This window comes from Nocardia sp. XZ_19_369, assembly GCF_015355715.1.
GTDB lineage: Bacteria > Actinomycetota > Actinomycetes > Mycobacteriales > Mycobacteriaceae > Nocardia.
Genome location: NZ_JACVED010000002.1, coordinates 790,244 through 807,881, shown reverse-complemented (window position 1 = coordinate 807,881; position 17,638 = coordinate 790,244). Strand labels below are relative to the sequence as shown.

At 67.5% G+C, this 17,638-nt stretch carries 20 protein-coding genes; 13 read left to right on the top strand and 7 right to left on the bottom strand.

What is annotated here, in order from left to right:
* Positions 1-4: 4 nt before the first annotated feature.
* The 5 genes from IBX18_RS09695 (at position 5) to IBX18_RS09675 (ending at position 3,672) form a co-directional block, all read left to right on the top strand.
* A complete protein-coding gene (locus IBX18_RS09695) occupies positions 5-1,084 on the top strand; it encodes a class 1 fructose-bisphosphatase (protein WP_194833371.1) in 1,080 nt (359 codons plus the stop codon).
* 30 nt (positions 1,085-1,114) lie between these two features.
* On the top strand, positions 1,115-1,993 hold the full coding sequence (locus IBX18_RS09690) for a phosphoribulokinase (protein WP_135231010.1): 879 nt from the start codon (positions 1,115-1,117) through the stop codon (positions 1,991-1,993).
* A gap of 47 nt (positions 1,994-2,040) precedes the next feature.
* On the top strand, positions 2,041-2,463 hold the full coding sequence (locus IBX18_RS09685; protein WP_194833370.1) for an Hsp20/alpha crystallin family protein: 423 nt from the start codon (positions 2,041-2,043) through the stop codon (positions 2,461-2,463).
* A gap of 94 nt (positions 2,464-2,557) precedes the next feature.
* The gene (locus IBX18_RS09680) at positions 2,558-2,971 is read left to right on the top strand and encodes a nuclear transport factor 2 family protein (protein WP_194833369.1); all 414 of its coding nucleotides are present in this window, start codon (positions 2,558-2,560) and stop codon (positions 2,969-2,971) included.
* A gap of 104 nt (positions 2,972-3,075) precedes the next feature.
* A complete protein-coding gene (locus IBX18_RS09675) occupies positions 3,076-3,672 on the top strand; it encodes a Uma2 family endonuclease (protein ID WP_194833368.1) in 597 nt (198 codons plus the stop codon).
* Between the two features lie 111 nt (positions 3,673-3,783).
* Here IBX18_RS09675 and dinB read toward each other — a convergent pair whose 3' ends face one another.
* Positions 3,784-5,016, bottom strand: coding sequence for a DNA polymerase IV (gene dinB / locus IBX18_RS09670; RefSeq protein WP_194833367.1), 1,233 nt, complete (start codon positions 5,014-5,016; stop codon positions 3,784-3,786).
* A 142-nt stretch (positions 5,017-5,158) separates the two neighbouring features.
* Here dinB and IBX18_RS09665 point away from each other — a divergent pair, with 142 nt between their 5' ends.
* Genes IBX18_RS09665 through IBX18_RS09655 form a run of 3 tightly spaced genes read left to right on the top strand, consistent with a single transcriptional unit; the run spans position 5,159 to position 7,635 of the window.
* Positions 5,159-5,563: a BlaI/MecI/CopY family transcriptional regulator gene (locus tag IBX18_RS09665; RefSeq protein ID WP_306796207.1), complete on the top strand. Its 405-nt coding sequence runs from the start codon at positions 5,159-5,161 to the stop codon at positions 5,561-5,563.
* Complete coding sequence (locus IBX18_RS09660; protein ID WP_194833366.1) at positions 5,560-6,510, top strand: M56 family metallopeptidase; 951 nt, start codon at positions 5,560-5,562, stop codon at positions 6,508-6,510. The genes IBX18_RS09665 and IBX18_RS09660 overlap by 4 nt, the downstream gene beginning before the upstream one ends.
* An 18-nt stretch (positions 6,511-6,528) precedes the next feature.
* On the top strand, positions 6,529-7,635 hold the full coding sequence (locus IBX18_RS09655; RefSeq protein ID WP_194833365.1) for a winged helix DNA-binding domain-containing protein: 1,107 nt from the start codon (positions 6,529-6,531) through the stop codon (positions 7,633-7,635).
* Between the two features lie 219 nt (positions 7,636-7,854).
* On the opposite strand, the gene IBX18_RS09650 is transcribed toward IBX18_RS09655, so the two are convergent.
* Positions 7,855-8,613, bottom strand: a complete 759-nt coding sequence (locus IBX18_RS09650; protein WP_194833364.1) for a TetR/AcrR family transcriptional regulator — start codon at positions 8,611-8,613, stop codon at positions 7,855-7,857.
* Positions 8,614-8,715: 102 nt separating this feature from the next.
* Here IBX18_RS09650 and IBX18_RS09645 point away from each other — a divergent pair, with 102 nt between their 5' ends.
* A complete protein-coding gene (locus tag IBX18_RS09645) occupies positions 8,716-9,675 on the top strand; it encodes an ATP-binding cassette domain-containing protein (RefSeq protein WP_194833363.1) in 960 nt (319 codons plus the stop codon).
* Positions 9,675-10,499 carry an ABC transporter permease gene (locus tag IBX18_RS09640; protein WP_194833362.1) on the top strand — a complete coding sequence of 275 codons (825 nt, stop codon included), beginning with the start codon at positions 9,675-9,677 and terminating at the stop codon, positions 10,497-10,499. The genes IBX18_RS09645 and IBX18_RS09640 overlap by 1 nt, the downstream gene beginning before the upstream one ends.
* Before the next feature lie 59 nt (positions 10,500-10,558).
* On the opposite strand, the gene IBX18_RS09635 is transcribed toward IBX18_RS09640, so the two are convergent.
* The gene (locus tag IBX18_RS09635; protein ID WP_194833361.1) at positions 10,559-10,924 is read right to left on the bottom strand and encodes a VOC family protein; all 366 of its coding nucleotides are present in this window, start codon (positions 10,922-10,924) and stop codon (positions 10,559-10,561) included.
* A 94-nt stretch (positions 10,925-11,018) separates the two neighbouring features.
* On the opposite strand from IBX18_RS09635, the gene IBX18_RS09630 reads away from it, so the two are divergent.
* Positions 11,019-11,420 (top strand): NUDIX domain-containing protein, encoded by a 402-nt coding sequence (locus IBX18_RS09630; RefSeq protein WP_194833360.1) that lies wholly within the window; start codon positions 11,019-11,021, stop codon positions 11,418-11,420.
* 32 nt (positions 11,421-11,452) lie between these two features.
* Positions 11,453-11,950, top strand: coding sequence for a hypothetical protein (locus IBX18_RS09625; protein WP_194833359.1), 498 nt, complete (start codon positions 11,453-11,455; stop codon positions 11,948-11,950).
* 53 nt (positions 11,951-12,003) lie between these two features.
* Here the strand turns inward: IBX18_RS09625 and IBX18_RS09620 are convergent, their stop codons facing one another.
* From IBX18_RS09620 to IBX18_RS09605, 4 genes are read right to left on the bottom strand one after another with little or no spacing between them, the layout of a single operon-like run.
* Positions 12,004-12,603, bottom strand: a complete 600-nt coding sequence (locus tag IBX18_RS09620) for an ATP/GTP-binding protein (RefSeq protein ID WP_107656668.1) — start codon at positions 12,601-12,603, stop codon at positions 12,004-12,006.
* Positions 12,584-12,958 carry a DUF742 domain-containing protein gene (locus IBX18_RS09615; protein ID WP_194833358.1) on the bottom strand — a complete coding sequence of 125 codons (375 nt, stop codon included), beginning with the start codon at positions 12,956-12,958 and terminating at the stop codon, positions 12,584-12,586. Before IBX18_RS09615 ends, IBX18_RS09620 begins: the two co-directional genes overlap by 20 nt.
* On the bottom strand, positions 12,955-13,380 hold the full coding sequence (locus IBX18_RS09610) for a roadblock/LC7 domain-containing protein (RefSeq protein ID WP_107656670.1): 426 nt from the start codon (positions 13,378-13,380) through the stop codon (positions 12,955-12,957). The genes IBX18_RS09615 and IBX18_RS09610 overlap by 4 nt, the downstream gene beginning before the upstream one ends.
* Positions 13,381-13,382: 2 nt before the next feature.
* Positions 13,383-15,752 carry an ATP-binding protein gene (locus tag IBX18_RS09605; RefSeq protein WP_194833357.1) on the bottom strand — a complete coding sequence of 790 codons (2,370 nt, stop codon included), beginning with the start codon at positions 15,750-15,752 and terminating at the stop codon, positions 13,383-13,385.
* Between the two features lie 230 nt (positions 15,753-15,982).
* Between IBX18_RS09605 and IBX18_RS09600 the strand changes: the two genes are divergently transcribed.
* Positions 15,983-17,536 (top strand): succinic semialdehyde dehydrogenase, encoded by a 1,554-nt coding sequence (locus IBX18_RS09600; RefSeq protein ID WP_194833356.1) that lies wholly within the window; start codon positions 15,983-15,985, stop codon positions 17,534-17,536.
* Positions 17,537-17,638: the final 102 nt, after the last annotated feature.

Here is a 17,638-nt window from a genome sequence, read left to right as displayed (position 1 = left end):
GCCCATGCCAGAGGGACTGAAGACGCTCACCCGCTACACGATCGAGGAGGAGCACCGGCACCCCGGCTCCTCCGGTGAGTTCTCCGCGTTGGTGAATGTCGTTGCGACTGCGACGAAGATCATCGCCAACCAGGTGACCAGGGGCGCTATCGTCGGCTCGCTGGGCGCGGCCGAGCCGGACAACCTGCCGCCGACCGTGCACCGCAAGCTCGATGCCATCGCCAACGACATCATGGTGGCCGAAACCCAGTGGACGGGGCATCTGGCGGCGTTGCTGTCGGAGCAGATGTCGACCATTCATCCGGTGCCCGACGCGCATCGGCGCGGCAAGTATCTGCTGGCCTTCGATCCGCTGGACGGGTCGTCCAATATCGACGTGAATCTGCCCGTCGGAACGATTTTCAGCGTGCTGCGGTCTCCCGAGCGGGACAATGGCGCACCCGCCGTCGAAGATTTTTTGCAACCGGGTGTGCGCCAGGTGTGTGCGGGGTTCACCTTGTACGGGCCCGCGACCATGCTGGTGATCACCACGGGCCGCGGTGTCGACGGTTTCACCCTGGACCGGGAGATCGGCGCGTTCGTGCTCACTCATCCGCGGATGCGCATTCCCGAGGACACCTCCGGATTCGCGATCAATGCGGCCAACGAGCGGTTCTGGGAGCGGCCGGTGCGCAGGTATGTGCACGAATGCCTCGACGGCGTGGAAGGTCCGCGTGGGCGCGATTTCAATATGCGCTGGGTGGCGTCGCTGGTCGCGGACACCTTTCATATTCTGACCAGGGGCGGGGTCTATCTGTATCCGCACGACACTCGACCGCCGGCGCGCCCCGGCCGGGTGTCGTTGCTCTACGGCGCCAATCCGATCGCGTTCATCGTCGAACAGGCCGGTGGGTGGGCGACCACGGGGGGTGAGCGGGTGCTGGAGGTGCCGCCGGAGCAGGTGCATCACCAGGTGCCGCTGATCTTCGGGTCGCGCAACGAGGTCGAGCGGATCGAGCGCTATCACAGCGAGCCCGACGAGGGGCACATCTTCGACAGCTCGTTGTTCGGGACGCGTTCGCTGTTCCGGCCCGCGCCGCACTGAAATCTGTTGTCCGGCCATCGAGGAGGTGCCATGTCGGTCAAGCATCCCGTCGTCGCGATCACCGGGTCATCCGGTGCGGGAACGACCAGCGTCACGCGGACCTTTCAGGAGATATTCCGCAGAGAAGGCATCAATGCCGTTGTCGTGGAGGGTGATTCGTTTCATCGCTACGACCGCAACGAGATGAAGCTGGCGCTGGCCGAGGCCGAACAGCATCGCGACCTCACCTTCTCCCATTTCGGGGAGGACGCGAATCTGCTCGAGGAACTGGAGCGGTTGTTCCGCGATTACGGCGAAACCGGGGTCGGGTCGGTGCGCAAGTATCTGCACGACGATTCCGAAGCCAAGCCGTACGGGCAGCCCGCGGGGACGTTCACGCCGTGGGAGGATCTCGCACCCGGCAGCGATCTGCTGTTCTACGAAGGGCTGCACGGTGCCGCCGTCACCGACACGGTGAATGTCGCGCGGTACGCGGATCTGTTGGTCGGCGTGGTGCCGATCGTGAACCTCGAATGGATCCAGAAGGTGATCCGCGACAAGACCGAACGGGGTTACTCCAGTGAAGCGGTCATCGACACGATCCTGCGCCGCATGCCCGACTACGTGAAATACATCTGCCCGCAGTTCTCCCACACGTACGTCAACTTCCAGCGCGTGCCCACCGTGGACACCTCGAACCCGTTCATCGCCCGCAGCATTCCCACCGCCGACGAGAGCTTCGTCGTCATCCGCTTCGCCGATCCCAAGGTGATCGACTTCCCCTACCTGCTGTCGATGCTGCACGACTCGTTCATGTCGCGCCCCAACTGCATCGTGGTCCCCGGCGGAAAGATGGACCTGGCGATGCAGCTCATCTTCACGCCGTTGATTTTGCGGTTGATGGACAAGCGCCCCAAACGATCTCGCTGAACGGCGATAAAATTGACGGGGTCAGCAGCCGACTTCAGGAGGAAATGATGAGTCAGCTTCCTCAGTCAACGCAGTCCCGCTCGCCCCTCGCCGGCGTCGGCGATTTCCTGCGCAAGATCGTGCCGTTCGTCGGATCCGGCTCAGGCGGTGATCTGCGGGTGGAAGAGGCACCGGATAAAGACAACTACCACGTCGTGCGCGTCGAGATCCCCGGGATCGACCCGGATCGGGACCTCGAGGTCACCGTGCAGGACGGGCGTTTGACGATCAAAGCCGAACGCAGCGAAGAACGCTCGGTCGGCGGATACTCCGAGTTCCGCTACGGATCGCTCATGCGCACCGTCGCGCTGCCCGCTGGGGCGCGGGACGACGACATCGCCGCGACCTACGCGAACGGGATCCTCAGCGTGCGGATCCGGATGAACGAGTCCGCTAGTTCTGCGCGGAAGATCCCGGTGAAGATGGAGTAGGTCGCGCACTCGACCCGTATTCGTCTCGTGGTGGCGCTTCTGGGTTACTCTCGATCGGACCCTATTCAACGAGTTGCATATGCGAGGTGCAGGGATGACTACGTTCCGCGAAGCCGTCGAGGCCAGGGACAGCGAGGCGATGGCGGCGGTGCTCGCCGAGAACGTCGTGTTCACCAGCCCGGTGGCGTTCAAGCCCTACCCGGGTAAGGCGATCACCGCCGCGATCCTGCGCGGAGTGCTGCGCGTCTTCGAGGACTTCCGGTACGTGCGCGAGATCGCCAACCCGGACGGCCGCGACCACGCCCTGATCTTCGAAGCCACCGTCAACGGCAAAACCGTCAACGGCTGCGACTTCCTGCACTACGACGACAACGGCCTGATCGACAGCCTCACAGTCATGATCCGCCCCCTCTCCGCCGCCCAAGCCATGGCCGAAGCGATGACCGCGCAATTCCCGCGTATCCAAGAGGAAGCCCTGGCCGCCACCCAAGCCCAGTCCGCCTCGTAAGCGCGAACGAAATCGCAGCTCGGAGCTGAACGGTCGTGCTACGCCGACGCACTGCCGCGTAGCATGACCGTTGACCGATAGCCCTTCTCCGAGCGAGGCAGCCAGTGAGCGTACTACCGGTTTGGGCCGACGATCCCGGCGCCTTGGAGATGACCGAGGCCGACTACGACCTTTTGCCGGACGACTTGCGCAAGCTGATCGAGGTCATCGACGGCAACATCATTCGATGCCAGAGCGGTTCGCCCGAGCACAGCGATGTAGCACGGCGGCTCGCCAACCACCTCGAGGCCGCCAAGCCTGCCGAGCCCTGCACACGTGTGTCGACCGACGTCGACGTTCATTTCACCCGGCGGCGAAACCGCGACGGCGCGTTCTCATTTCGCCGGCCGGATGTCACCGTCTATCGCTGCGTCGAGCGCGGCACGAAGCTGACTACGAATGACGCCTTGCTGGTTGTCGAGGTTGTTTCGCCTGGGTCGGGCTACACCGACACCGTCGACAAGCTGGCCGAATACGCCTACGAAGGCATCCCGGTCTATTTGGTGGTTCACCTGGATGCGAGCTTGTACGTGAAGATGATTCACGAGTACCGCCTCGATTGGGCGACCCGCGTCTACCGGCTGGTCGACACCCATCAGGAGGCGGTGGTTCTCGAGAGTCCGTTCCCGGCGACGGTCCTCTTCTCCCAGCTCGATGGCTGAGTTGCCAGTCTGATTCGGAAGGCTGCTGAGCCATCGGCCGACCACACGTCTCGCAGCCCGTCCAACCTTGCAGGACTGTGGTGGTCCGGTCGGCAGGCCGGCATTGTCGTGTCAGTCCGGCAGCAAGGGAACCGACAGACCTTCACCGCGTCGTAGCAGTGCGGCGCGGGTGATGGCGGTGGAGCCGAAGCGGTGGCGCAGATCGTCGAGGGTGGCGTCGAGGGTGTTGGTGGCGCGAGGGTCGAAGGGGAGGGGGAGTTGGAAGGGGTCGGCGTCGGTGAGGTTGGTCAGGGACAGGCCGATCAGGGTGAGGCCGCGTTCCTCGATGGTCGGCGTGGCGGTGGCCAGCAGCGATAGGGCGGCTTGTAAGAGGGTGTCGGTGTGGTCGGTGGCTTCGGGCAGGGTGTGCGAGCGGGTGGCGCGGGTGAAGTCGTCGAAACGCATGCGTAGCACCACGGTTCGGCAGATGCGGTCGGCGGCGCGGAGGCGGCGGCCGAGGCGGTCGGTCAGGCCGTGCAGGTAGGCCTCGATTTCGTCGGGTGGGTGGGGTGCGCGGCCGAGGGCGCGCTGGGCGCCGATGGATCGGCGGCGGACACCGGTTTCGACACGGCGGGGGTCGCGGGCCCAGGACAAGGCGTAGAGGTGGCGGGCGGCGGCGGGGCCGAGGATGGCGCGCAGCGGGCTTTCGCCGAGGTCGGCGAGTTGGCCGACCCGGGTGATGTTGTGCTCGTGCAGGGTGCGGGCGGTGACTTCGCCGACGCCCCACAGTCTTTCGATGGGTAGGGGGTGCAGGAATTCGAGTTCGCCGTCGGGTGGCACGAAGCGCAGGCCGTCGGGTTTGGCGACGGCGCTGGCGACCTTGGCCAGGAATTTGGTGCGGGCGATACCCACCGAGATCGGCAGCCCGACCTCGTCGCGCACCCGCGCGCGTAACCGTTCGGCGATACCGATCGGCGCACCCGCGATCCGGCGCAGACCGCCGACATCGAGAAACGCCTCATCGATCGAGATGCCCTCGACCACGGGCGTGGTGTCGTGGAAGACCTCGAACACCGCCTTGCTCGCCGCCGCGTAGGCCGCCATGCGCGGCGGCACGACGATCGCGTGCGGGCACAACCGCCGCGCCTGCCCGCCGTTCATCGGCGTGCGCACCCCGAACGCCTTCGCCTCATAACTCGCCGCGAGCACCACCCCACCGCCGACGATGACGGGCTTGCCGCGCAACCGCGGGTTATCGCGCTGCTCGACCGCCGCGTAGAACGAGTCGAGGTCGGCATGCAGGATCGACGACTCGGCCCGCGCCACGATCCGCGGGCGGGAGGCGGGTGCGTCGGACACGAACATATGTTCGCATAGCCCACCGACACCCGGAACCCGGGTGATCGAACAAAACGCGCGCAATCTACGGTTTGACTACGTAGCAATTCGGACGAACCGGTACGCTGACCCGACGGCACGGCACGTTTTGGATGAGGGAGTCGGTACGGTGCGCGGATTTGGAGACCTGGAGGCGGTGATCATGGACCGTATCTGGGATCGGGACGCAGAGGACACCACGGTGCGCGAGATATTCGACGAGTTGTCCGCGCAGCGCGACATCGCCTACACCACCGTCATGTCCACCATGGACAACCTGCACCGCAAGGGCTGGCTGGCGCGCGAGCGCGCGGGCAAGGCCTACCGGTACTGGCCGACGCTGACCCGCGAGGAGCACAGCGCCCGGCTCATGCTCGAGGCACTCGGCGCGGGCGGCCGCTCCGATCTGGTGCTCAGCCATTTCGTGGACCGGATCAGCGCCGAGGAATCGGCGGGCTTGCGCGCCGCGCTACGCAGGCTCACCGCCCGCAAGACCCCGGACGCACCGCCGGGCACCGAGAGCGCCGCGCCATGACGCTGGCGATCGCATTGATGTTGTACGGCAGCGCCGTGGCCACGGTCGGCCCGCCGGTGCTGCGCAGGCTGACCCGGCGCGGTAACGCGCCGCGGCTGGGCATCATCGCCTGGGTCGTCGCGATCGTCGGCGCGCTCGGGTCGTGGGCCGCGGCGGCGACCATGCTCACCGTCGAATTCGCCACCTACTGGGGACATCCGCACGACGCGTTGCGCGCCTGCTTCGCGATCATGTGGACCCCGATCCACGAGGACGGCACCGGCGCGACCAAAGCCGCCACCTTCGCGGTCGGCGCGCTGGTCGCCACCTGCACAATCGCCGTGGTGGCCCGGGCGGTCACGGTGGTGCGCGAGATGCGCAAGCGCACCCAGGAACACACGAAAGCGCTGCGACTGGTCGGGCGCCGAGTACCCGGACTGGCCGCGCTGGTGCTGGATTCGCCGGAGCGCCAAGCCTATTGCGTGCCGGGCCGGCCCGACACCATCGTCGTCACCAGCGCCGCGCTCGAGGCGTTGGCACCCGACCAGCTCGCTGCGGTTCTAGCCCACGAACACGCACACCTTTCCGGCAAGCACGCCCCGCTGACCGCGGTACTGCGTGCGATCGCCACCACGCTGCCGGGTCTGCGCCTGGTCACCGCGGGCGCCGCCGAGATCGCCCGGCTGCTCGAGATGTGCGCCGACGACAAGGCGGCACGCACCCACGGCTCGGCACCGCTGCTCGGCGGACTCCTGGTGATCCTCGGCGTGTCCGGCCCGGTGCCCTCGGGCGCGCTGGCCGCCGCGGGCACCGCCGTGCTGGCCAGGGCCGAGCGCCTGGTCGATCCGGTGAGCCCGATCCGGCGGGCGACCACCCGCACCGCGCTGCTCGGCGTGATCGCGACAACGGTGACCGGACTGGCGTTCGCCGCGGCCACGGTAGCCTTCTGCAGCGCCGTGTTGGGCTGACGTTCGAAGGAGTTACCTGTGCGCCTCACCTGGGATCAGGTTTTCGCGTGGCGGCTGCGCAGGCAGTACGTCGCAGCACCCGCCACGCAGCTGACCGAGATCGTGGCCCGATTGTGCGGAGTGCAGGCGCAGGTCACCTCGGCCGCGGAACTGGCGGTGGCGCTGCGTGGTTCGGCCCCGCAAGCGGGTGCGCTGGTCGGTGCGCTCAACGACCGAACTCTGATCAAGACGTGGGCGATGCGCGGCACGCTGCACGCGCTCACCCCTGATCTCGCCGCGGCTTTCCTTTCCCTGCTCGCGTCGGCGCGCACCTGGGAGCGACCGGTGTGGGAGCGCAACTTCGGCGCCTCGCCCGCCGAGGTCGCGGCGCTGACCGAGCGGGTGCGCGAGGTGCTCGACGGCGCGGTGCTCACTCGCGAGGAACTGGTCGAGGCCGTCATCGCGGATCCCGCGTTCCATCGGCTCGGTGAGCAGCTGCGCTCCGGCTGGGGCGCGTTGCTCAAACCCCTTGCCTGGCAAGGCGCGATCTGTCACGGCCCCGCCCAGGGCAGCAAGATAACCTTCGCCGATCCGGCACAGCTGGTCGATGGCTGGCCGGGCCTGCCCGAGCCCGATGCCGCCGCACCGCTGGCGATCACCGCCTACCTCGGCGCTTACGGCCCGGCGACGCCGGAGGCATTCGATGCCTGGCTCAGCCGCGGTAGTTTGCGCAGACCCGTGCTGCGCCGGTGGTTTTCGGAGCTGGGGGAGACCGTGACCGAGGTCGAAGTCGAAGGCCGCTCCGGCTATCTGCTGACCGAACACCTCGACGAACTCGTCGCGACGAAGCCGACGAAGGCGGTGCACCTGCTCGGCGGCTTCGACCAGTATGTCCTGGGTCCGGGCACCGCCGACACCGTGCTGCTGCCTGGCGATCATCGTGCGAAGGTCAGTCGCACCGCGGGCTGGATCTCACCGATCGTGGTGGTCGGCGGCCGCATCGCGGGCACGTGGGAACTCGCCGACGACACGGTGACCGTGGCGATGTTCGACGGTGCGCCGCTGCCCGGGAAGGGCTTCGATGCGGCGGTCGAGCATCTGGCTCAGGCTCTCGGTCGCGACGCGCTGACCGTGCACGCCGGCTAGTCCGCAGCACCTCGGCGCATTCACACCTACTCGACTCGGATTCGGCCTGCTGGGCGATGCTGATGCCGAGATCGTCGGCGTATCGGCATTTTGCGCAAAGCCGTACTGCGCCGGTGGTTTTCGGGGCTGAGGGAGACGGTCACCGAGGTCGAATCAGCCAGTTCGGTTGACCGAGTAACGCAGGCGGGGTCGGCGGTGACGCGCCTCGGTACCCCGGGACTACCGTGCCCTGTGCTTCTTGTGTTGCGCCACATAGTGTTCGAGCCCATCGAGAATGCGTTGCAGCCCGAAGTCGAAGTGGTCGAAGGTGGCGTCGAAGGCGTCGTCATCCAGCGAACTCATGACGGGATAGCGTCCACTGGCCATGGCCACTTCCAACCGGGGAGCCTGCGCGTCCCAGAATTCCTGATTGGTCAAACCCGTCTTGCGCTCGGCTTCTTGCGCGAACAACTGGGTGCGCGCGGCACTCCCGACGTAGCCGTCGATCAGAATGACCACCGAGATCAGCTCCCGATCCGGCAGCCCCATCGGCCGAATCGCGGTCAGGAACAACTCCATTCCCTCCACCGCACTCGGCCCGAGCACCGGCCGCGTCTGGTTGACCTCGACCAGCCACGGATGCCGCCGGAACAGCGCCAGACCGCGATGCGCCATGGCTTCCAGCGCACCGCGCCAGCCACCGTCGGGGGCGGGTTCAGCGGTGGTTTGCTGCACCCGGTCGAGCATCACGTCGAGCAGTTCGGCCTTGCCGGGCAGGTAGCGATACAGCGACATGGTGCCGGTGCCGAGCTGGGTGGCGACCCGGCGCATGGTGACCGCTGCGAGTCCTTCGCTGTCGGCCACCTCGATGGCGGCCTCCACGATGCGATCGAGCGTGAGACCCGGTTTCGGACCGCGGCTCGGACGCGGGCCGGAGTCCCACAGCAGATCGAGAGTGCGTGCGAGGTCACCGCTTCCGCTGGTCTCCGTGCTCGTCATGGTGGCAACAATAGCCGCTTGGCAAGAAACTGGGTACGTTGTACTCTTAATCGGGTACAACGTACCCAGTTTCGCGGGTGCGGTACGAATCGGAGGGTTTGAGTGAACGAATACGCGGTCTTCGCCGAGGGGCTGGGGAAGAGATACGGGGACAAACGCGCCCTGGACGGTTTCGATCTGACCGTGCACCGCGGCACGGTGCACGGGCTACTCGGGCCGAACGGCGCGGGCAAGACCACGGCGGTGCGCATCCTGTCCACACTGATCCGGCTCGATGAGGGCCACGCCACCGTGGCGGGGCTGAATGTGGCGCGCGAACCGCGTGCGGTGCGCGCTCGCATCGGGCTGACCGGTCAGTACGCGGCAGTGGACGAGGTGCTCACCGGGCGGCAGAACCTGGAAATGTTCGGCAGGCTCTTCCATTTGGGCGGCAAGCGCGCCAAGCAACGGGCCGACGAGCTGCTGGCCCAGTTCGGCCTCGTCGACGCGGCCGACAAGGGGGTCGGCGATTACAGCGGCGGCATGCGGCGCAGGCTGGATCTGGCCGCCTCGATGATCCTGGCACCGGAGGTGCTGTTCCTCGACGAGCCGACGACCGGACTCGACCCGCGCAGCCGCGGCGAGGTGTGGGAGTCGGTGCGCGCGTTGGTCGCCGACGGCACCACGGTGCTGCTCACCACCCAATACCTGGAGGAGGCGGACAAACTCGCGTCCCGGATCACCGTGATCGATCAGGGCCGCGCGATCGCCGACAACACCCCGGACGGACTGAAGAATACGATCGGCGGCGACCTCATCGAGGTGATCGCCGCCGACGCCGTCGACTTGCCCGCGGTGGCCAAGCTGGTGGCGCGGGTCTGTGACGGCGAACCCGACATCGACGAGGTACTGCGGCGGGTGCACGCGCCCGTCGCCGATCGCGTCGGGGCGCTCACCGAGGTGGCGCGCACCTTGCAGGACGAACGAATCACGGTCGAGGACATCGGCTTGCGCAGGCCCAGTCTCGATGACGTCTTCCTGCACCTGACCGGACATCGCACGAGCACGGAGGCAGCGGCCTGATGACAACCATGGATCTCACCCCCGCGAAGTCCCGGTCGCGGGCGTACTGGGCGGTCGCGGACAGCTGGAATGTGGTGCGGCGCGGGCTGACCCACTATCAGCGCATGCCGGTGAACATCGCCTGGCAGCTCGGCTTCCCGATCCTGTCGGTGCTGCTGTACGGGTATGTGTTCGGCAGCGCGATGACGGTGCCCGGCGGCGGTGACTACCGGGACTTCCTGATGCCGGGCATGTTCGTCATGACGATGGCGTTCGGGTTCATCAACACTGCGACGGTGATGGTGCACGACGCCACCAAGGGGGTCATCGATCGGTTCCGTTCGATGCCGATGGCACCGTCGGCGGTGGTGGCCGGGCGTGGTGTCACCGATTTGATCGTGGCCTGCGCGGAGCTGACGATTTTGATGCTCACCGCGCTGGTCATCGGCTGGCGTCCCGAGGGCGGCATCCTCGGTGGGCTGGCGGCCTTCACGCTGTTGCTGTGGTTGCGGTTCGCGCTGATCTGGGTCGGGGTGTGGCTGGGTCTGATGGTGCCGAACCCGGAGGCGGCGGGCGGGCTGTTCGCGGTCGCCTTCCCGCTGACGATGATCTCGAGCATTTTCGTTGCGCCGCAGCTGATGCCGAGCTGGCTGGGCGTGATCGCCTCGTGGAATCCGATTTCCTCGACGGTCGCGGCCACGCGTGAGCTGTTCGGTTCACCGTCGGGCAGCGGGGATTCCTGGATCGAGCAGCACGCGCTGCTGATGGGCGCGGTGTGGCCGCTGATCCTCACGGCGGTGTTCCTGCCGCTGGCGGTGGGTCGTTTCCAGCGGCTGAGCCGGTGACCTAGAAAGCGTTCGGTGCCCGGCAGTTTCGCACTGCCGGGCACCGAACGTGCGTCCATTCAGTCCAGACAGAACTCGTTGCCTTCGATGTCCTGCATCACCAGGCAGGACTCGTTGTCGTCATCGGCCTCCAGCAGATGCAGGCGGACCGCGCCGAGCGGAATCAATCGCGCACACTCGGCCTCCAAGGCCGCCACGCGCTCCGCGCCCACGAGCCCGGTACCGGCCCGCACATCGAGATGCACCCGGTTCTTGACCACTTTCCCTTCGGGCACGCGCTGGAAGTACAGGCGCGGGCCCACACCCGTGGGATCGACGGCTGCGGTCCCTTGGTGCTCGTAGCCGAGCACCTCGGACCAGAAGCGGGCGACGCGCTCGGGTTCGGCGCAGTCGAAAGTGACTTGGATCTGTTTGACCGATGTCATCGGTTCACCATAGTGGCGCGCTCCCTGGGGGAGACACCGAATTTTCGCCGGTGTCGCTATCAGTGCCCGGCCCGTCACTGGTTAGGGTGCGGGGGTGGACGGGCAGCTGATCGACACGGTCGCATGGGTGCGGATCGAGGGCGGGCGGATCCTGTGCGCGCGCCCGCGCGGCAAGGATGTGTTCTACATCCCCGGCGGCAAGCGCGAGGGCACCGAGACCGATCTGGAGACGCTGGTGCGCGAGATCGAGGAAGAACTCACCGTCGCCCTGCTGCCCGAAACCGTCGCGCACGTCGGCACCTACGAGGCCGTGCACGCACCCGCCGAACGACTGGTGGTGCGGATGAGCTGCTACACCGCCGACTATCACGGCACCCTCGCCGCCAGTAGCGAGATCGAGGAAATGGCGTGGTTCAGCTACGCCGATCGCGCGCTGGTGCCGCCGGTGGATCAGTTGCTGTTCGACGATCTGGTGGATGCGGGCCGATTGCGCTGAGCCACCGGCACAACGGCGCTACGGTCGGCTCTATGAGTGTGTTCCCGGCCTGGCTGCGCGGGGCGGCTTACGCCCTGTGGGCGCTTCCCCTCGCGGTCGGCCCGGTCGCCCCACGATTACGCGTTCCTCGGCGACTGCTCGGCGAACCCATCACTCCCCGTGACCGTTTGGCAGTGCGTGCCACGGTGCACCGAGTGCTCAGTGGTGCACTGGGATTGGTGACCTGGTTTCTGGCGTTCCTCGCCGTGCTCGCCGCGGTGCGCGGCGTGCTCTATCCGCTGGTGGCCTCGGACGACTACGGGAACTCTTGGGGCGGGCCCACATTGGCCGGTGCGTGGGCGGTGCACGCGCTGCTGGGCCTGGGCTTGCTGCCGGTGTGTTTGCTACTGCTGACCGCACTCGGCGCGCTACAGGTGCGACTGGCTCGCGCGGTGCTCGGCCGCGCGAGATCCCCCTGGCCGATACCGGTGACGGTAGTGCTGTGCGCCCTGGGTGTGCTGCTGTTCCTCGCCTGGCTGAGCCAGGTCTGATCAGCTCGCGAAAAGGCTTGCGCCCCGGCAGCTCCGACGGCCGGGGCGGGCGCTCAGGTGGTGACCGCCGACGGCTGCACCCGTTCGATGAGGTGCTCGACCAACGTCATCAGGACCAGCTTGCACGAGCCGCGGTCGCGGGCATCGCACAGCAGCACCGGCGTGCTCGGGTCGAGATCGAGCGCGTCGCGCACCTCGTCGATGGTGTAGACCGGTGCCCCGTCGAAGCAGTTGACCCCGACGATGAACGGCAGCCTGCGCCGTTCGAAGAAGTCCACGGCGGCAAAGGAATTGCCGAGGCGGCGGGTGTCGGCCAGCACGACGGCGCCGAGGGCGCCGCGGGCCAGTTCGTCCCAGAGGAACCAGAAGCGGTCCTGTCCCGGCGTGCCGAACAGATACAGCACCAGGTCTCGGTCGATGGTGAGCCTGCCGAAGTCCAGGGCGACCGTGGTCGTTGTCTTCGATTCCACGCCGGACAGATCGTCGACGCCGGTGCTGACCTCGGTGATCAGCTCTTCGGTGCGCAGCGGCGCGACCTCGCTGATCGCCGAGACCATGGTCGTCTTGCCGACGCCGAAGCCGCCGGCGACGAGGATCTTGACCGAGGCGGCCAAATGCGGCGTGCCGCTGGGGTCAAAGTTTTCGGATTCCATCCAGTACCGCTCGCAATATGTTGAGGTCTTCGGGCCCGGCTTCCGTCGGTACGGGAGCACGGAATATGAGTTGCCCGTCGCCGATGAGGTCGCCGACGAGGATCTTCGTCACCGCGAGCGGTAAACGCAACTGTGCCGACACTTCGGCCACCGATTGCGAAACACGGCACAGCCGAAGGATATCGGCGTATTCGGGTTCCATTCGGCGCAGCGGGCTCGCCGAGTCGTCGGTGACCACCGACGTGAGCATGTCCAGTTCGGGACCGGCCGCGCTGGTGCGCCCGCGGGTGACCGCGTAGGGGCGTACCAGCGGGCCTGCCGCCTCGTCGAACCAGGGCTCACGCGGGTGCGTCATGGCAGATTCGACTCGCCCTGTCCGACGAGATCACGCCGTGGCGTGGTGGACAGATAGGTGCCGACACGTTGCACGGTGAGGTTCATTTCGTAGGCCACCATGCCCAGGTTCGCGGACTCGATCGCTTGCAGCGCAAGGCATGCGTTGTCACCTGCGGAGGTGACGAACAGCACGGCCCGGTCGAGTTCGATGACGGCCTGGCGGACCCCGCCGCCGTCGAATCGGTTGCCCGCGCTGCGCGCGAGCCCGTAGAGCGCCGAGGACATCGCGCCGAAGTGTTCGGCGTCCTCCCGGGTCATCGCGCTGGAGCGGCCGAGTAACAGTCCGTCGGTGGACAGCACCACCGCGTGGCGTACCCCGGCCAGCCGGTCGACGAGATCGTCGAGCAACCAATTGAGATCACCTGTAGGAGAAGCGGACACTCCTAACCTTCCTGTTCGTCCGGGACGCCGGCGGAGCGTCGGCCCTGCCTGGTCCCGTTCTCGATGGCGGACATCAGATCGCGTGCTTGTTCGGCGGACCGGGCGGGCGGCGCCGGGGCGGCGGGCTGCTCGGGCGCGGGTTCGGCCAGTTGCGGGGCCAGGTTGGTTTGCCTGCTCCGGCGGGGCAGGGCGGGGCGGCCGTCGCCGTCGGGGCGCGGCGCGGGGGGCTGGTGGGGGCGTGGACCGTAGGGCGGCGGGGATTCGATCGCCAGTGTCGCGACCGCACCTGTTGCGGGCTGGGCGGATTCGACGGGCTCGGGCACCGGCGCCGTCATGCGCCGGCGTCGGCCGGGGTCGGTGAGCTCGGCCGGGGTCTGCGCGGGCACCGAGTCGGTGACGATCAGCGCCGAGGGGATGAGCACGATCGCTTTGATGCCACCGTAATCGGATTCCGAGAGCCGCACCGTGACACCGTGGCGCACGGCGAGCTGGGCGACCACGAACAACCCGAGGCGCGAGTCCGCCGACAGCGCCGCGACACCGAAATCCGGTGGGGTGCGCAGCATGTCGTTGAGCCGGGTGAGCTCGGACTCGGACATGCCCATGCCCTGGTCGCTGATCTCGGTGACCACGCCCTTGCCGACCACGTTGCCGCTGACCTCGACGCGCGACTGCGGCGGGGAGAAGGCGGTGGCGTTGTCGACGAGTTCGGCGAGCAGGTGGATGAGGTCGGCGACGACGGTGCCGACGACGTGCACCTCGGGCAGCCGCGAGACCCGAACCCTGGCGTAGTCCAGGGTTTCGCCGACCGAGCTGCGCACCAGGTCCATCAGCGGGACCGGGTTGCGCCACTGCCTGCCGGGCTGGCCGCCGCCGAGGATGGTGAGGTTTTCGGCGTTGCGGCGTTCCCGGGTGGCCAGGTGGTCGAGCCGGAACAGGGTGTCGAGCAGCGCCGGATCCTCTTGGCGCCGTTCGGCTTCGTCGAGGATCTCGAGCTGGCGGTGCACCACGATCTGGCTGCGATGGGCGATATTGAGGAAGACCGCCTTGACGCCCTCGCGGGTGCGGGCCTCGGCGACCGCGGCGCCGATGGCCGCGGCGTGTGCGTGCTGGAACGCCTTGGCGACCTGGCCGATCTCGTCGTGGCCGAAGTCCAGGACCGGCGTTTCGGCTGCGGGGTCGATCATTTCGCCCTCGTTGAGCCTGCGCATGGTCTCGGGCAGTCGCTCGTCGGCCATGGCGAAGGTCTGCCTGCGCAGTCGTTTGAGCCTGCGGATGACGCGGTTGGCCAGCACCAGCGCGATCAGGAAGGCCGCGATGCTGACCACCAGCACGCCGCCGCCGGCGTAGAGCGAGTTCGCGGCGGAGGTGTTGGCCTTGTCCTCGGCCAGTTCCTGGGCGTGCTTGTTCTGCGAGATCCAGACATCGATCAGGGTGCGGTTCACTTCGGCGGCGGCGTTCTGCCAGTCGATCGTCGACATCGGCAGCGGCAGCTGTTTGGTGCTGCTCGAGGAACTGCTGCTGCTCGACGAACTGCTCGACGAACTGCTCGACGAGCTGTTCGCGGCGTTGGCCTGCGCGGTCAGATAGCGTTGCGCGAGCGCGGTTTCCATCAGCGACAGCTGCTGCCAGGCGTTGCTTCCGGTGAGCTTCTGCAGCCGCTCGTGCTGGGCGCTGGCGGCGCCTTGTTCGCTGGCCAGGTAACCGATTTCGGTGTGGTAGAAGCCGACCTGGCGCAGGAACTCCTCGATCGGAATGGCGGCGGGCCCGTCGTTGGTGGCGAGCATGACGCCGAGGGCGTTGCTGCGGGCCATCGCCTCGGCGGCGTTGAGGAAGCGCATGCCGTCGGCGATCGCGACGCCGATCTCGGTGTCGGGGGCGGTCTGCTCGGCGATTTCGGTGCCGACGGAGATGACGTCGAGCAGCCGGTTGTAGAACATGTAGGCGTCGGAGGGTTGCAGCTGGCCGCCGTCGGTGGCCATTCGCACCTGGGTCATCTGGCTGAGCAGGGTGTTGAAGCCCGCGACGTCGTCGCCGATCTTGGAGTCGTCGACCGCGCGCAGCCCGGCCGAGATCTCGATCAGCCCGCGCATCGCGCCGTCGAGGCGGATCCGCGCGGCGGCCAGTGCGGGGGGCACGGTGTCGTCACCGGCGAGCTGGGCCAGCGCCAGGCGGCGTTCCTGCTGGACCGCCTCCATCAACTCCCTGGTGTGCGGGATCGCCTTCTGGTTCTGCACCGCCCACTCTCGGGCCGTTGTGCCTTCGGCTACCAGGTACCCCGCTGCGCCCACGCCGACTACAAGCAGAGTCAAGCTCGGAATGAGCGCGATTGCCAGGATCCGCGTACGAACCCCGAGCCTCGCTCTGAACATCGGGTCAACCTAAACCACAAAACGGACCGTTTGTCCGTTGTGTCCCGGTGAGTGGGACTGGAATTGACTTTGCCGCGCCGACCGCGAATATGCGACATTTCGGGCCGAATGGGCGACGATCGGGCACGATGTGAACGGCAACGGCTTCTGACTAGGCCGTGTCCGGCGTAGATTGTGTGTATCTCTCGGTTACACAAGATCGCATCGATATACACCTGTAGGAGGCAACGATGCCCGCGCCCGAAGCCGCAGTCTTCGACCGTCTGAGCGCGCTGGCCGCGATAGACCGCCCGGAAGACCGCTCGCGCAAGACCATTGCCGAGACCTTCACCGGTCAGCCGCTGGGCAGTGTGCCGGTGGGCACCGCCGAGGACGTGGCCGCGGCGTTCGAGAAGGCCAGGACCGCGCAGACCCGTTGGGCGGCACGCTCGGTCGCCGACCGCGCCGCGGTGCTGGAACGGTATCGGGCGCTGATCGTGGAGCACCGCGAGTTCCTGATGGATGTGGTGCAGGCCGAGACCGGCAAGGCGCGCTGGGCGGCGCAGGAAGAGATCATGGGCCTGATCTTCGCGGCCCGTTATTTCGCCAAGAACGCCGCGAAACTGTTGAGCCCGCACAGCGTGCCGGGCGCGTTCCCGGTGCTCAACCGCACCTCGGTGCGCACCCAGCCCAAGGGTGTCGTCGGTGTGGTCGCCCCGTGGAACTATCCGATGCTGCTCTCGATCGGCGACTCCATCCCGGCGCTGATCGCGGGCAACGCGGTGCTCGTCAAGCCCGACAGCCAGACCCCGTTCTCCTCGCTGGCCAACGCCGAGCTGCTCTACCGCGCGGGCCTGCCGCGTGATCTGCTCGCGGTGGTGCCCGGACCGGGCACCGTGGTCGGCACCGCCATCGTCGAGGGCTGCGACTACCTGATGTTCACCGGCTCCTCGGCGACCGGGCGCACGCTGGCCGAGCAGTGCGGGCGCAGGCTCATCGGCTTCTCCGCCGAACTCGGCGGCAAGAACCCGATGATCGTGGCCAAGGGCGCGAACCTGGACAAGGTCGCCAAGGCCGCGGTGCGCGCGTGCTTCTCCAACGCCGGGCAGCTGTGCATCTCGATCGAACGGCTCTATGTCGAGCGCGCGATCGCCGACGAGTTCACCGAGAAGTTCGTCGCCGCCGTCAAGGCCGCGAAACTCGGTGCGTCCTATGACTATTCGGCCGATATCGGTTCGCTGATCTCCGAGGCGCAGCTCGAGACCGTCACCAAGCACGTCGCCGACGCCACCTCCAAGGGCGCGAAGGTGCTCGCCGGCGGCAAGGCCCGCCCGGATCTGGGCCCGCTGTTCTTCGAACCGACCGTGCTCGCCGAGGTGACCGACGAGATGGAGTGCGGGCGCAACGAGACCTTCGGCCCGCTGGTCTCGATCTACCCGGTCGACACCGTGGACGAGGCCGTGCGCCTGGCCAACGACACCGAATACGGCCTCAACGCCAGCGTGTGGGCGGCGAGCAAGTCCGAGGGCGAGCGCATCGCCGCGCGACTGCACGCGGGCACCGTGTGCGTCGACGAAGGCTACGCCCCCGCGTGGGGCAGCACCGCCGCGCCGATGGGTGGCATGGGGATCTCCGGTGTCGGGCGCAGGCACGGCCCCGACGGACTGCTCAAGTTCACCGAACCGCAGACCGTGGTGGTCACCCGTTTCCTGAATCTGGATGCGCCGCCGCTGGTTTCGCAGGACAAGTGGCAGCGGTTCCTGATGACCGTCGCGCGGAGTCTGCGGTTCCTGCCCGGTCGCTGATGTCGACGTCCGCCGGGTGGTCGTGCGCCCACCCGGCAGACGCCGCCGCCGGTTCTCTCCGAGGAGCGCCGGTCCGCCCGCGCGCGGCGAGTGCGGAGGTTG

What these genes read in the sequence shown, in the direction of transcription:
- IBX18_RS09615 (WP_194833358.1), bottom strand. Translation starts at nt 12,958, where the DNA reads ATGACGCACCCGCGTGAGCCCTGGTTCGACGAGGCGGCAGGCCCGCTG.
- IBX18_RS09635 (WP_194833361.1), bottom strand. Translation starts at nt 10,924, where the DNA reads ATGACATCGGTCAAACAGATCCAAGTCACTTTCGACTGCGCCGAACCC.
- IBX18_RS09685 (WP_194833370.1), top strand. Translation starts at nt 2,041, where the DNA reads ATGAGTCAGCTTCCTCAGTCAACGCAGTCCCGCTCGCCCCTCGCCGGC.
- IBX18_RS09620 (WP_107656668.1), bottom strand. Translation starts at nt 12,603, where the DNA reads ATGGAATCCGAAAACTTTGACCCCAGCGGCACGCCGCATTTGGCCGCC.
- IBX18_RS09695 (WP_194833371.1), top strand. Translation starts at nt 5, where the DNA reads ATGCCAGAGGGACTGAAGACGCTCACCCGCTACACGATCGAGGAGGAG.
- IBX18_RS09625 (WP_194833359.1), top strand. Translation starts at nt 11,453, where the DNA reads ATGAGTGTGTTCCCGGCCTGGCTGCGCGGGGCGGCTTACGCCCTGTGG.
- IBX18_RS09605 (WP_194833357.1), bottom strand. Translation starts at nt 15,752, where the DNA reads ATGTTCAGAGCGAGGCTCGGGGTTCGTACGCGGATCCTGGCAATCGCG.
- IBX18_RS09690 (WP_135231010.1), top strand. Translation starts at nt 1,115, where the DNA reads ATGTCGGTCAAGCATCCCGTCGTCGCGATCACCGGGTCATCCGGTGCG.
- IBX18_RS09680 (WP_194833369.1), top strand. Translation starts at nt 2,558, where the DNA reads ATGACTACGTTCCGCGAAGCCGTCGAGGCCAGGGACAGCGAGGCGATG.
- IBX18_RS09600 (WP_194833356.1), top strand. Translation starts at nt 15,983, where the DNA reads ATGCCCGCGCCCGAAGCCGCAGTCTTCGACCGTCTGAGCGCGCTGGCC.
- IBX18_RS09660 (WP_194833366.1), top strand. Translation starts at nt 5,560, where the DNA reads ATGACGCTGGCGATCGCATTGATGTTGTACGGCAGCGCCGTGGCCACG.
- IBX18_RS09640 (WP_194833362.1), top strand. Translation starts at nt 9,675, where the DNA reads ATGACAACCATGGATCTCACCCCCGCGAAGTCCCGGTCGCGGGCGTAC.
- dinB (WP_194833367.1), bottom strand. Translation starts at nt 5,016, where the DNA reads ATGTTCGTGTCCGACGCACCCGCCTCCCGCCCGCGGATCGTGGCGCGG.
- IBX18_RS09650 (WP_194833364.1), bottom strand. Translation starts at nt 8,613, where the DNA reads ATGACGAGCACGGAGACCAGCGGAAGCGGTGACCTCGCACGCACTCTC.